Source organism: Paracoccus aestuariivivens (genome assembly GCF_009711225.1).
GTDB lineage: Bacteria > Pseudomonadota > Alphaproteobacteria > Rhodobacterales > Rhodobacteraceae > Paracoccus > Paracoccus aestuariivivens.
The window spans coordinates 1-12,976 of record NZ_WMIE01000009.1; the positions used below are offsets into that span (position 1 = coordinate 1).

The window sequence follows — 12,976 nt, forward strand, 5'->3', positions numbered from 1 at the left end:
TTGAGCAGCGCCAAGGCTTGCAAACCGGCTGTCCGGACGAGATTGCCTTTAACCAAGGCTGGATCAGCCGGGACGATCTGGCAGAGCGGGCCAAAAAATTCGGCAAGAACGATTACGGCAAATATCTGGCGAGCTTGCTTTCGGCTTAGGCGTTCGCATCGAGTTTCGCAGCTGGTGGGATGCGCAAACGTCCCGCCATCGCCGCAAGCATGACTGCTGCAGTGCCGATAGCACTTTGCCGGTAAAGTCGAGTCGAGATCATCTTGGCCAAAGCGGCGGGACCGTTTGCCCGGATCAGTTTGCCGAAGTCCTGTAACAGAAGGCGGTTTTCCGGACTCAGTAGATGGCTTGCTTGCTCTAGAGCGATCTGATTGCGGGCAAGCCAATCGGCGAAACTGCCGTCGAACAGCATCGCCGCCCGTGCCGCCCGTGCCGCTTTCGTGTCGTTCCGGCCCATGACGTTCTGCGGGTGTTGGCGATATAGGACAACCTGTTCGCTGTCCCGATGTATCTGTGCACCAGCGCCGGAAAGTATCTGATAGCAAAACCAGTCATGCGAGATGACGTTGGCCGCAAATGCCGCCGGGGCGGCTGCCCGCAAAATGGCGAGCGCCTGTGCGTTGGCGATTGTCGTGTTGCCTGGCAGACAGGCCTGTATCAACGCGTTGCGAAATCCGAATGGTCCTTTGAAATGCGGTGCAGGAGCGAGCTCGTTCAAATTCTCGTCGCAAATCGTCGTACGGGCAGCATACACGGCTGGACCGTCACAACTCGTCAGGAAACTGGCGCCGTGAGCAAGCTTGTGGGGGTGCCAGACATCGTCCTGATCGCAAAATGCGATATAGCCATGCGGATCTGCTTGACCGATGAGGCTCAGGAAATTCGCGGTGGCTCCCAGTCGGGGGCCCTCAACAAGTTCGATCCGACCGGACGGTTGGTTTCCGGTGTAGGCCTTGACGATTTCGCGGGTCCGGTCAGTCGAGCCGTCATCGGAAACGATGAGCCGCCAGTTCGAATGCGTCTGTGCCAGAATGCTGTCGAGTTGCTGCGGCAGATATTTCGCGCCGTTATATGTCGCCATCAGGATGGTGATCAACGGCTGCATTCGTCGTCCCTACGCTTGGTTTTCGCTGAGCTTTACTGCGGAACTCCGCTCAGACCAAGCCGCCTACTGTTCTTGGCGGGCAATATCGCCGATCAGAACCTTTGTCACTTTGGCATCTGACGGCATCTGCGTCGCCTTGAGGAGTGCCTCGCGTAGACCGGCCATGGCCGCTTCGGAGGTGAAGTTCCCGTCGAATGCACCGGTGTTTGCCTTGATCATCAGTGCGCCGAGCAAAGCGTCACGCAAGCGGTGCTCTTGAGCTTCGATTTGCGGAAGAGCTTCGGTCGATGTTTCAAGGGTCAAGGTCATCACCATGACCGCCACGGTGGTTCCGTTCCTGATGATCGGCACGAAAAACTGGTTGGGAAAACGGAACCAGTCCGCCTCGACATCTTGGGATGCATCTGCCTCGGCTGAGTGAGAGGCCTCGTGAACTGCGGCAGTTTCATGCGTGGCCGTGGCATCTTCGTCGGCTGGCGTTTCTGGGGTGTGGTTTTCGGAGGTCGTCGCAGCCGTGTCCGTGCGGTTCCGATGAACAAGGTCGCCGCCAACCGCTCCACCAAGAAAGGCGACGATCGCCAGCACGAAAAAGATGAACATCTTCATATTGCGTTACCTTAGTAGGGCAGGATCATGTCGGCGACCTGCTGGCCATAACGGGGTTGCTGAACATCGTTGATATGTCCCCTTCCGCCATAAGAAATGCGTGCTCCGGCAATCCGGTCATATGCCACCTCGTTCTTGCGACCGATATCCGAGGGGCGAACAAACCCGCTGACCGTCAGAACACGAACCTCGAAATTCACGCGAACTTCCTGGCTGCCTTCGATCCGCAGCACGCCATTCGGCATTTTCTCGACCACCGTGGCCGCGACCCGCAGGGTCATCTTGTCCCGACGCGAGATATTCCCGCTGCCCTTGAAGGTCGAGGAACTGTCGGCTTCGACAAGTTCGTCCATGGATGCACCTTCAGGAAGAACCGACGCTGCCCGTTGTGGCAACCCTGCAAGTGCCGGAATGCTGACCTTGTCCGAGGCGCTGCGGCTGCGTCCCGAGCTGTTCTGGATCTCGGCTCGATCGTCGATCTCAATGACGACGGTCAGGATGTCGCCGCGGGTCGAGGCGCGGCGATCAGCGACAAGAGAATTCTGCGACGTCGTCCAGAGCGAAGCGCTGGTTTCGTTCTGCTCGGGAAGGCCGGTCAGCATGGCGTCGGGTGCAACCATCGCTTGAAACTCGGCGCTTTGTTCGGGGTTGGTCATGCTTGGCTGACGACCCAAGTGATCGGCGCGCCCGCAGGCGGACAGGCCTGTCGCAACTGCAAGTCCGCCCAAGAGCAATCGCGGCAAGTTCCGTTTGTTCCTGCTCAATCTGTGTTCCTTCAGTTCGGGGATACGACGACGGTTCCGTCCGCAGCGATGTGGCCGGACAAGGTCGTACGCGAGGCGTTGTTCATGACGCGGATGACTTCTCCGACGCTGCCCGCACTTAGCGCGCGACCTTCCGTTTCGATCCGAAGCGCGTCCCGCTCGAAAGCGATCGTGACGGTCTGGTTGCGCACGATGATGCGCGGTGCGGCAAGATATGAGCGTTCGATGGGCCGCCCCGCCGAGATCATCACCCGCAACTCCATCCCGACGATGCTTTCGGGATCGGACAGGTTACCATTGGCTAGTGGGTCGATCCGGATATCCTCTGGGGAAAGCACAATGCCACTGCGCAATGTACGTGCTGCCACCAGGGCGTCTGCTTGCACGGATATGGGGCATAAAAGGGACGCGGCCAGAAAAAATCGGATCATCTACCTGACCTGTACGGTCGCGCCGAGCATCTGGTCGGCTGCGGTAATGACCTTCGAGTTCAATTCATAACCGCGCTGCGCCTTGATCAGTTCGGTGATTTCGCGGACCGGATCGACCGAGCTTTCCTCGAGATAGCCGGCGCGCAGCGTACCTAAGCCTTCCTCGCCGGGAGATGCAATCAAGGGGGCTCCTGATGCTGTGGTCTCGAGGAAGGTGTTGCCACCAATGGCTTCCAGACCCTTTTCGTTCAGGAAATTTGCAAGTGTGATCTGGCCCAAACTCTCAGGTTCGACGCGGTCGCTGAAATAGGCCATGACCTCGCCCGAGGGGCTGATCGAAATGCTGCGTGCTTCTTGCGGAATGGTGATGTCGGGAACGATCGGGAACCCGTCAGAGGTCACGATCTGGCCCTCGGCCGAGCGTTTCAGACTACCGTCGCGCGTATAGGCCGAAATTCCCGAGGGCATCACCACTTCAAGGTAGCCGCTGCCGTCGATAGCAACGTCCAGATCGCCATTTGTCTGGGTCAGGCTGCCTTGGCCCAGCATCACGGTGACGGCCGATGCCCGTACGCCAAGCCCCAGCTGGACGCCAGCGGGAACCATGGCGCCGGTTGTCGAGGTCAGCGTGCCGGGGCGTGTCGCCTGCTGGTACTGCAGATCTGAGAACTCGGCGCGGCGGGTATTGTAGCCGGTCGTCGACATGTTCGCGAGGTTGTTCGAGATGACCTCGACCCGCATTTGCTGGGCACTCATGCCGGTGGCTGCGATTTGAAGGGCCTTCATGCATTATCCTTTCATCGCGTAAGCGAGGTGATGGTCTGGCGGATGCGTTGGTCTTCCTGTTCAAGCAACGACTGCCCCATTTCATAAGCGCGTTGGACTTCGATCATGCGGGCGATCTCGTTCACCGGTTCGACGTTGGATTCCTCAAGGAATCCTTGCCGCACCTTGGGTTCTTCCATGGGCGTCGGATTGGGCCCGGTTTCGAACAATGTGCCAGCGACGTGGCGCAGGTCGGAGGGATCGGGAGGCGCGAACACACCGATACGCCCGACCGGCTCGCCATCCGCCGAGACGGTGCCGTCGCCACCGATGCCCAGACTGCGCGTGCCAGCCGGTACGACGATAGGCGCCTGACCATCGTCGAGCAGTTGGTAGCCGTCGGGGTTGACGATCTCGCCTTCGGCATTCGCCATGAAGGCCCCCGCACGGGTCAGCCGTCCTCCGTCAGGGGTCTGGACCATGAAGAAACCGTCCCCTTCGATGGCAAGGTCATATTTGCCTCCGGTCTGGGTCATTGCGCCCTGACCCAGATCGACCATGCGACCACGCACATTGGCCATCGCAAGGGTCTCTCCATTCGAGGCGATCGGAACCATGTATTCCGAGAACACCACCCCTTCGCGACGGAACCCTGTGGTATTGGCGTTGGCCATGTTGTTCGCGATTGCGCGCATCTCGCGCATCAGACCGGACTGGCGGGTCAACGAGGCATAGATCGCATTATCCATGGCTCAATTTCCGATGATCTGGGGAATGATCTGATCGGTGAAAAAATCGGTCAGAAGCGAGGTCATGAAGCTCATGCTGACCCAAAGTACGACCACCATCAGTGCGGCTTTGGGCACAAAGGTCAGCGTCATCTCCTGCACCGAGGTCAGGGCTTGAAACAGGCCGATCACCACGCCAGTCACCAAGGCGACTGCGAGCAGGGGGGCCGACATGCGTACCGCAGTCCAAAGCGCCTGACGCATGAGGTCGAAAAGCAGATTTTCATCCATCTCAGACCGGCATCCGAAGAATTTCCTGATAGGCCTCGACGACCTTGTCGCGAATGGCGACGGCGGTCTCTAGGGCGATCTCGGCCCGAGCGATGCTTTGAACCAACTGGTGGGTGTCGGTGGCACCGGTCATCGCGCCGGTCGCCGAAATATCGACCTGCTCCATCACCTTGGCAAAATCGGTCGCGGCGGCGCTAATGCTTTGCCCGATGCCCGACGCCGGAGAAACAGCAGGGCGGGCACGGTCATAGGCTGATGCAGCAAGTGTCGGCGAAATCATGGTATTCTCCTTAGCGACGGATCAGGTCGAGTAGCGCGCTACCCATCTGGCGTGATTGTTCAAAGACACGAAGATTCGCCTCGTAGCTGCGGCTGGCCTCGCGTGCGTCGGCCACTTCGATGACGAGGTCCACATTCGAACCCGAGAAGTAGCCATCCTCGTCGGCCATCGGATGCGAAGGCTCGTAGATTCGTGGCAACTCGCGCTTGTCGAGCCGCGTCGGAGAGGCTTCGACCTTGCCCGTCGAGCGTCCGAAATCCATTTCTTCGCGGAAGGAAACCAGCTTGCGTCGGTAACCGGGCGTGTCGGCATTCGCGATGTTTTCCGAGACATGGCGCAGCCGGACGGCCTGTGCGCGCATCCCCGAGGCCGCCACATCAACGGCAGAAAGCGGATCAGTCATTTTCTCTCCTTACATGCCGCGGCCAAGGCTCGTGCGGATCAGCGACAGCGAAGCACGGGTAATGGCCACCGAAAGGTCGAATTCCTTTTTGGCCTGCGCGATGCGGATCATTTCATCTTCGACCGAGACGCTGTTGCCGTTCGGTGCGAGCTCGCCGCCGCTATCCACAGCCCGATTGCTGCCGCCCCAACCCGATCCGCTCACATGCCCCGGTCGGGTCGTGCGCAGATCGGTCGAGGGTGTCGATCTATAGGTGTCGGCAAACCCCGCCAGATCCCGCGAGCGATAGCCGGGGGTATCGGCGTTGGCGACGTTCTGAGCGATCAGTTTCTGACGATTTTCGGCATGTGCGGTGAGCGCGCTTGCCATTCGCAGGGTTTCGATCCGGTTAAACATCGAGGCTTCTCCTCAGTTCCGATAACCCCGTCTTAACCCTGATAGGTTTAAAAACGGTTTCGCGGCTCAGCCTTTTGGGGAATTTGGATGACAAAATTTCAGGAAATTGCGGCGAAACTGAAAAAGATCAAAATAGTCCGTTATTTCGGGACCGTGATCGGGATCCATGGCGGACTGATCAAGGTCGCAGGGCTGAACATCCACGCATCGGTGGGTGATCGTGTCGCCTTTTCAAGGCGTTCCGGTCGCGAGTTGACCGGTGAAATCGTGGCGCTGGACAGAGAAACGGCCTCGGTTCTGCCCGAGGGATCGACGGAAGGTCTGGCGATCGGGCTCGAGGTGGAGCTTCTTTTCGCCCCCAGCCTTGCGCCTTCTGATGATTGGATCGGGCGAATCATTGATCCATTGGGCCAGCCTCTGGACGGGCGTCCCCTATATGAAGGGTTTGATGATCGCGGTTATCGTCCGCCACCGCCTCCGGCTGCCTCGCGCAACCGGTTGGGCGCGCGGTTGGCAACGGGACTTGCGGTCTTTGACACGATTCTTCCTTTGGTTCGGGGGCAGCGGATGGGGCTTTTTGCAGGTTCTGGTGTAGGCAAATCGACCCTGCTTTCGGCCCTCGCGCTTGGGGTTGAGGCCGATGTCGTCGTGATAGCCCTGATCGGTGAACGGGGACGGGAACTGCGCGAGTTCGTCGAGGAAGTTCTGGGCAAGGAAGGCATGGCCCGTTCCGTGGTCATCGCTGCGACATCGGATCAGTCACCATTGATGCGCCGTCGCTGTGCCTGGGCCGCGATGACTGTGGCCGAACATTTTCGCGATCAAGGCCGTCATGTGCTGTTTCTGGCCGATTCGATCACCCGCTTTGCCGAAGCGCATCGCGAGATCGCGCTGTCGGCGGGGGAAAGCCCGAGCTATCGCGGCTTTCCTCCCTCGGTTTCGCAAATGATTATGTCGCTGGCTGAACGATCCGGACCGGGACCGGAGGGGGCAGGCGACATTACAGCGATATTCAGTGTGCTGGTTGCAGGTTCGGATATGGACGAGCCGGTCGCCGACATTCTGCGTGGTGTTCTGGACGGTCACGTCGTTCTGGATCGCTCGATTGCCGAGCGCGGGCGTTTTCCGGCTGTGGATGTGCTTCGCTCTGTCTCGCGCTCGCTGCCTCATGCCGCGAGCGAGCCCGAGAACGCGTTGATCGCCCGCGCGCGCGCCGCGTTGGGCGCTTACTCCGAGTCCGAGTTGATGATTCGCGCGGGGCTATACGCGCAAGGCTCGGACCCGAAACTGGACGAGGCTGTCCGCATCTATCCTGCGCTGGACCAGTTCTTTACGCGCAAGGGTTCTTCGGTCAGGCAGAGCTTCCAAATGCTGGCCGAGGCATTGGGGCAGCCTGCCGCCCGCTAGGGGCTACTGGCAAAGTCGATAGCCGCCCTTGCGTGCCTTGATGTCCAGATGCAGGTGGCTTTCATGCGCGGCATTCGCACCGGGGCCAAGAACCGTGGTGAAGTGCAGGCATGCGCTGCCGCGAATAGCGCGCTGGAAAGCCTCGGCCATGTCGCCTTCGTCCTGTCGGGGCTTGATTTCGATCCGGCTGCCATCCTGGAATCGGAAGGCCGCGATATCGAAGGCATTGCCGAAGGCATGCTCGGAAATCTTGCTATCGCCATTCCCGATGGTCGGTCGGCATTGATAGGTAGAGCCGGGCTCGATCCCTGTGAGCAGGGGTTGGTCGGGCAGCAGGGCAACAGCGGGACGCACGAAATCGCGCAACCAATGAGACAGATGGCGCGCGGTGTCGCAGCGCATCACGGCATCGCCCGCTATCTTGATTCCGGGCAGAGGAGATCGCAGTCTGATCGGCCGATCAATTCCGCAATCGCGGTGCTCCGGATCGGTCACAGGGGCGATTTCGTCATAATCTGCGCCAAGAAAGGTCAGTTCCAGCAGGCAGGCCGAGTAGCCGAAGTCATCCTCGCGCAATGTCGTATGGATGGGTGGCGCATCGGCGGGCTCAGCAGGTGCTTTGGAGGTGGTCTCGGGGGCGTCGGGTTTTGGTGCTGGTGCGGATGGGCCGTTGATCACGCCGGTGTTTTGGGTGGGTCGCGGTTCGGGACGCTCCATTTGCGCCAAAACCGGCATGGGCAACAATGCAATCAGCAGGATAGTTGCCCATGCCCTCATTCGGTCAAAGCTGCGGTTTCGTCTGCGTGGGTGGCGGCAAAGTGGTGCTGCCGACCTTCGCATCATGGCCGCCCTGCTGGGCGTCCTGAGCCCGTTGCGACAGCATCTGATCGGCGATGGCTTCGGCGCGTGCCAGCGCTTCGGTCAATGGTTCGCTGCGATTGGCCGGAGCGGCCAGCGGACGCGCGCTGCCGACGACTTTGGAGGCGACAGTGGCTGCGGCCTCTTGCACGGCGGCGGTGATGGCCGCTGCATTTGCGGGCGATCTCACAGGCTCGGCCGGAGCGACAGCGGGTGTGTCGGTCACGCGGGTCGTCAAGCTGGTCGAACGGGTCGGAGGCCTGCTCGCACGGATCGAAATCGGAGCGGATGTGGTCGAAGGTGCCGAATGGGCGACGTCCTCGATCCGGACGCCGGCGTCCAGAAACTCGACGGTCGTGACATTCGCCTTGACCATATGGGCCAGCTCCCGCGCATCCCAGTTCGTCAGCCGCACGCAGCCATGCGACTGGTTGACGAACAGTCGGGACGGTGTCGCGGTTCCATGGATACCATATGTCGGTTCGCTCAGGTCGATCCAGACATCGCCCACCGGACCGTTCGGACCCGGCGGCACGATAAGCACGCGATCATTCTTGCCCTGCTGGAAATTCCGTTTGGGATTGTAGGTATAGGTCGGGTTCAGAGCGACAGATCTGACCAGATGGGTGCCATGGGGCGAAGGCGTATCCGACGATCCGACCGTCGCGGGATAATCCGCGACCATGTTCCCGCGCACGTCATACGCGGCGACGCGACGGGTTTCCTTGTCGATGATGATGCGGGTCACGGTGGCACGGATCGGCTTCGCGGGCTTCGTGACGCTGATCGTCGTACCCGGAGCGAACCGGATGCCCGGATTGAGCAGCGCGAGGAATTTTTCGTCCATGTGGAAACGCTCGCCCAGACGCTCGATGACGCTGGTATAACCCTGCGATTCCATCGCGGCCTTCTCGGCATAGTCGGCCGGAATTCCGTCAACCAGCCCCGAGGCATCGGCGTCGGTGATGGTGTATTCCGAAGTCAGTGGATCGTTTGCGTAGGCGTGCAGAAGTTCCCAGACCTCCAAACTCATTCGTCCGGTCATCGGTAGGCCTTCGCGGCGCTGGAAGGCCTTCAGGGCGCTTTCGCTCATACCGCCACGCCAGCCGTCGACGACGCCCGGCGAAACTCCGGACCGGTCTAAAAGGATCTGGATCTTGGCCGTCAGCGCCGACTGGCCCGCCGGCAGATCGCCGCCGTTATAGATCGCGGTCTCGATCTCGGCGGGAGAGACCGCCCTGAGCGCCTTTTTGCCCGATGATGTGGAAGGGGTGGTTCCTATCGCGGTTTCGGTTGCCTCGGGCACTGCTGCGGTTTGTGCCGGAAGCGTGGCGCTGACGCTTGCCGCGCGGCTGGGCGGGCGAGGATGCGGGTTTGCCTCGGCCGAGGCAGAGGCGAAACCGGCCAACATCGCGACCGAAGCCAAAGACAGGCGCTGAATCGCGCCGCAAAAGGAACCGCGTGGAAGCATGCTCGAATTCCGGTTTTTTGTATTACGTTTCTTGTCTGTTATGTCGAGCATTGGCCCGTTTGCCGCCTTGGGGCAAGCAAAGCGTTTCCGCTTTGCTCTTTTTGCGCCTAGATCTGCCCTTCGAAGCGATGATCCCGGGGGAAATACCGCCGCGAAAGCGATACCGGCATGTTATTGAGCCATTCCAGCCGCTCCAGATGCAGCACGGGATCGCTTTGCGGCAAATTGAGTGCGGGGGCGATGAATTCGCTGTCCGCGGTGGCGACGCCGACCGACATGCTGGCCCGATTCAGCGGAACGTTGCCAAGCAGCCATTCGCAGGCGCTGATGCCTTCAAGGACTTTGGCCGTGATGCCCGATGCGGCGAAGGTGTTGGTCCAACGTTCTTCGCAGCAATAGGGAACGCCGTCGGCGAAATAGACCGAGCGGCTGTACAGCAGCGTTTCCGAATTGCGCAGCATCATGGCCTGCGCAACATCGTTCGGCGCCATTGTTTCTTTAGCTGAAACAAGCTTGTAGCCGTATTCATGTCCGGCGGCCTCAAGTTCGCGACGCAAAAGCGTGCGGACCAGTTGAACGCGGGGATGGGTTGCGACGCGGGTGCCGACCTTGCGGCGGCGTTCAACGACGCCGTTTTCTGCAAGAGCCTGCATCGCACGGTTGACCGTGGCGCGCGCACAGCCCAGTTCGGCCGCCAGATCGCATTCGGTGGGGATCAATTCACCTTCTGGCCAAATGCCGTTCTGGATGCGCTCGAGTACGATGTCTTGGACTGTTTGCCAGGTCATGCCTTTGCGTTTGGAGCCGATGGGAACTACGGCCGAGGCGAGGGTGAAGCTTTGGGAATGTTGAGTCATAAGATTATAAATAGTCCGTATGGGTGTCGGGGACTCGATACGGTCGACAGGGAATGACTTATCCGCAAAATGCGCGGGAAAACAAAAGCCGTCGGGAACGAAATTAACTCATGGTGAAAGTTTTTGACGCAATATGACTGCGTTGGTCAAGTGTTTCGTTCACCAATCGCGTGAACCTTCCGACGAGTTGACATTCCTTGGGCAGCGGCTGAATGTCCCGGCATTCAGCAAGAGGTCTGCACGTGTCGGAAGCAACGGCATTTCGGGGGTCTGCTCCCGCCACAACGGCATGGTCCGTTCTAATCGCGATCAGTGCCTGTCACATGATCAACGACGTCATGCAGTCGATGCTGGCGGCGATCTATCCGCTGTTGCAGCAGGAATTCACGCTCTCCTATTGGCAGATCGGCATGATGACCTTTGCCTTTCAGGTCACGGCGTCGCTGCTGCAGCCAGTGGTCGGAGCCATCACCGACAAGAACCCGATGCCGAAGTCGCTGTCGGTCGGCATGGGCTCGACCGTTGCGGGTGTGCTGTTGCTGGCTTTGGCACATGAATATTGGGTCTTGCTGATCGGTGCGATGCTGATCGGCGTCGGTTCTTCGATCTTCCATCCCGAAAGCTCGCGCGTGGCGCGGATTGCTTCGGGCGGGCGGTTCGGGACAGCTCAATCGCTGTTCCAGCTAGGCGGGAACTTCGGCACTGCATTGGGACCGCTACTGGCCGCTTTCGTCGTTGTGCCTTTGGGGCGGCCATCGATTGCGATCTTTTCGGCTGCCGCAATGCTGGGCTCGGCGATTTTGTGGCGGATCGGGGCATGGGCCGAAGGTCGCCGCAAGGCTGGCGGCGGACGTGCTTCCAAACAGGCGACGCTGCCGCGCAACCGTGTGGTGATGGCCATCGTCATCCTTGCGCTTCTGACCTTCACCAAGAACATCTACACGGCCAGTATCTCGAGCTATTACACCTTCTTCCTGATCGAGAAATTCGGTCTGACCACGCAACAGGCGCAACTGATGCTGTTCCTGTTCCTTGGCGGTATGGCCGGAGGGGTGATGCTGGGCGGACTTCTTGGCGACAAGGTCGGGCCGCTCAAGGTGATCTGGTTCTCGATTCTCGGTATTCTGCCCTTCACTCTGGCGCTGCCCCATGTCGGGTTGGCGACGACCGGTGTGCTGACGGTTATCATCGGGCTGATCCTTGCCTCGGCGTTTCCGGCCATCGTGGTTTTCGCGCAGGAACTGGTTCCGGGCCGCACCGGATTGATCGCGGGGATTTTCTTCGGCTTTGCTTTCGGCATGGGCGGCATCGCTGCTGCGGTGCTGGGCGTGCTGGCCGATGCCAAGGGAATCGAGTTCGTCTATTCGGTCTGCTCGTTCCTGCCCTTGATGGGGCTGCTGACGATATTCTTGCCGAAGATGGATCGCGGCTAGGTGCATCACTTCGGTCTTACCGAACCTACAGGAAGTTGAAGGAAGCTTTATGACCAGTATCAAGGCGCGCCCAATCTCGGCCGAGGAGTTCGCTCCGTTCGGCGAACTGCTGATCCCCCGCGATGTACCGACCCGCATGATCAACGAGGGCCGCTGCGAACGGCACCATGCTCTGGCGACGGTCGAACGCTTCGGTGGCGAGGCGATCATTTCGATCCTTCGCTCGGAACCGGCGAGTCTGCCCTACAGCTTTGCGCTGCTCGAACGTCATCCGCTGGGTTCGCAGGCCTTCTATCCGATGGGGCCGGATGCGTGGCTGTCCATCGTTGCGCCGGACGATAACGGCAAACCGGGTGCGCCAATTGCATTCCTTGTTCCGGCGGGTGTCGGAATCAACCTGCATGCCGGAACGTGGCATGGCGTGCTGACCCCCTTGGACCGCGCGGCGGACTTCCTTGTCGTCGACCGCACAGGCGAGGGCGTAAACCTTGAGGAAGTCGCCATTGCTCCGGTGACCGTGCAGGCATGAGTTTGCCGGACTACGCCCTTGAGCAAGCGGCAATCGATTCCGGCGCGCGCTTTGTCGCCGGGGTCGACGAAGTGGGCCGGGGGCCGTTGGCCGGACCGGTGACAGCGGCGGCGGTCATTCTGGATATGACCTGCCTGCCCGAAGGCCTGAACGATTCAAAAAAGCTGACTGCGAAGCGGCGCGATGCGTTGGCCGATGCAATCATGGCGGGATGCGACTGGGCCGTAGCCCATGCGACCGTCGCTGAGATTGATGAGTTGAACATCTTGCGCGCGTCGCATCTGGCGATGTGTCGGGCGATTTCCGGCCTGCGTCAGCGGCCATGTATGGTGCTGGTGGACGGCAACCTGTTGCCGCGGGATCTCGAACAGCCGGGGCAGGCGGTGGTCAAGGGTGACGCGCGAAGCCTGTCGATTGCTGCCGCCTCGATCCTCGCAAAAGTTGCACGCGATCGCATCATGGTGGATTTGGCGCAACAGCACCCCGGATATGGCTGGGAAGGCAATGCCGGTTACCCGACGAAAGCACACCGCCAGGCGCTGCTAGATCTGGGCGTGACCCCACATCATAGGCGCAGCTTTGCACCCATCCACAACATCTTGTGTAAAGGCCTGTTGACAAGTTCTTGATTCAAAAAAGAATTTGACGCCGA

The 12,976-nt window shown here is 60.1% G+C and carries 17 protein-coding genes and 1 pseudogene; 5 read left to right on the forward strand and 13 right to left on the reverse strand.

Annotated features, from left to right (window positions below):
• Positions 1-149, forward strand: a pseudogene (locus tag GL286_RS22550) (glucose-1-phosphate thymidylyltransferase); the annotation flags it as partial.
• Here the strand turns inward: GL286_RS22550 and GL286_RS14345 are convergent.
• From GL286_RS14345 to GL286_RS14390, 10 genes are all read right to left on the reverse strand, one after another.
• Positions 146-1,105, reverse strand: a complete 960-nt coding sequence (locus GL286_RS14345; protein ID WP_155096269.1) for a glycosyltransferase family 2 protein — start codon at positions 1,103-1,105, stop codon at positions 146-148. The pseudogene GL286_RS22550 and the gene GL286_RS14345 overlap by 4 nt on opposite strands.
• Before the next feature lie 63 nt (positions 1,106-1,168).
• Positions 1,169-1,711, reverse strand: coding sequence for a hypothetical protein (locus GL286_RS14350; RefSeq protein ID WP_155096270.1), 543 nt, complete (start codon positions 1,709-1,711; stop codon positions 1,169-1,171).
• A gap of 11 nt (positions 1,712-1,722) precedes the next feature.
• Complete coding sequence (gene flgH, locus GL286_RS14355; RefSeq protein WP_155096271.1) at positions 1,723-2,475, reverse strand: flagellar basal body L-ring protein FlgH; 753 nt, start codon at positions 2,473-2,475, stop codon at positions 1,723-1,725.
• A gap of 11 nt (positions 2,476-2,486) precedes the next feature.
• Positions 2,487-2,906: a flagellar basal body P-ring formation chaperone FlgA gene (flgA, locus tag GL286_RS14360; RefSeq protein ID WP_155096272.1), complete on the reverse strand. Its 420-nt coding sequence runs from the start codon at positions 2,904-2,906 to the stop codon at positions 2,487-2,489.
• Positions 2,907-3,692 (reverse strand): flagellar basal-body rod protein FlgG, encoded by a 786-nt coding sequence (gene flgG / locus GL286_RS14365; protein ID WP_155096273.1) that lies wholly within the window; start codon positions 3,690-3,692, stop codon positions 2,907-2,909.
• Positions 3,693-3,703: 11 nt separating this feature from the next.
• A complete protein-coding gene (locus GL286_RS14370) occupies positions 3,704-4,420 on the reverse strand; it encodes a flagellar hook-basal body complex protein (RefSeq protein WP_155096274.1) in 717 nt (238 codons plus the stop codon).
• A gap of 3 nt (positions 4,421-4,423) precedes the next feature.
• Positions 4,424-4,690 (reverse strand): flagellar biosynthetic protein FliQ, encoded by a 267-nt coding sequence (locus tag GL286_RS14375; protein WP_155096275.1) that lies wholly within the window; start codon positions 4,688-4,690, stop codon positions 4,424-4,426.
• A 1-nt stretch (position 4,691) separates the two neighbouring features.
• A complete protein-coding gene (fliE, locus tag GL286_RS14380) occupies positions 4,692-4,970 on the reverse strand; it encodes a flagellar hook-basal body complex protein FliE (protein ID WP_155096276.1) in 279 nt (92 codons plus the stop codon).
• Between the two features lie 10 nt (positions 4,971-4,980).
• The gene (gene flgC, locus GL286_RS14385; protein ID WP_155096277.1) at positions 4,981-5,373 is read right to left on the reverse strand and encodes a flagellar basal body rod protein FlgC; all 393 of its coding nucleotides are present in this window, start codon (positions 5,371-5,373) and stop codon (positions 4,981-4,983) included.
• 9 nt (positions 5,374-5,382) lie between these two features.
• Positions 5,383-5,769 carry a FlgB family protein gene (locus GL286_RS14390; RefSeq protein WP_155096278.1) on the reverse strand — a complete coding sequence of 129 codons (387 nt, stop codon included), beginning with the start codon at positions 5,767-5,769 and terminating at the stop codon, positions 5,383-5,385.
• A gap of 87 nt (positions 5,770-5,856) precedes the next feature.
• Between GL286_RS14390 and GL286_RS14395 the strand changes: the two genes are divergently transcribed.
• Positions 5,857-7,176, forward strand: coding sequence for a FliI/YscN family ATPase (locus GL286_RS14395; protein WP_155096279.1), 1,320 nt, complete (start codon positions 5,857-5,859; stop codon positions 7,174-7,176).
• 3 nt (positions 7,177-7,179) lie between these two features.
• Here GL286_RS14395 and GL286_RS14400 read toward each other — a convergent pair whose 3' ends face one another.
• From GL286_RS14400 to GL286_RS14410, 3 genes are all read right to left on the reverse strand, one after another.
• Complete coding sequence (locus tag GL286_RS14400; protein WP_155096280.1) at positions 7,180-7,953, reverse strand: extensin-like domain-containing protein; 774 nt, start codon at positions 7,951-7,953, stop codon at positions 7,180-7,182.
• Positions 7,954-7,957: 4 nt separating this feature from the next.
• Positions 7,958-9,505: a L,D-transpeptidase family protein gene (locus GL286_RS14405; RefSeq protein WP_155096281.1), complete on the reverse strand. Its 1,548-nt coding sequence runs from the start codon at positions 9,503-9,505 to the stop codon at positions 7,958-7,960.
• 107 nt (positions 9,506-9,612) lie between these two features.
• The gene (locus GL286_RS14410; protein ID WP_246184962.1) at positions 9,613-10,293 is read right to left on the reverse strand and encodes a GntR family transcriptional regulator; all 681 of its coding nucleotides are present in this window, start codon (positions 10,291-10,293) and stop codon (positions 9,613-9,615) included.
• A gap of 392 nt (positions 10,294-10,685) precedes the next feature.
• On the opposite strand from GL286_RS14410, the gene GL286_RS14415 reads away from it, so the two are divergent.
• The 3 genes from GL286_RS14415 to GL286_RS14425 are packed head-to-tail and all read left to right on the forward strand — an operon-like array spanning position 10,686 to position 12,953.
• Positions 10,686-11,795: an MFS transporter gene (locus GL286_RS14415; protein ID WP_246184963.1), complete on the forward strand. Its 1,110-nt coding sequence runs from the start codon at positions 10,686-10,688 to the stop codon at positions 11,793-11,795.
• Between the two features lie 49 nt (positions 11,796-11,844).
• Positions 11,845-12,324, forward strand: coding sequence for an ureidoglycolate lyase (locus tag GL286_RS14420; RefSeq protein WP_155096284.1), 480 nt, complete (start codon positions 11,845-11,847; stop codon positions 12,322-12,324).
• Entirely contained in the window at positions 12,321-12,953 is a 633-nt protein-coding gene (locus GL286_RS14425) for a ribonuclease HII (protein ID WP_155096285.1), read from the forward strand. Before GL286_RS14420 ends, GL286_RS14425 begins: the two co-directional genes overlap by 4 nt.
• The last annotated feature ends 23 nt before the right edge of the window (positions 12,954-12,976 follow it).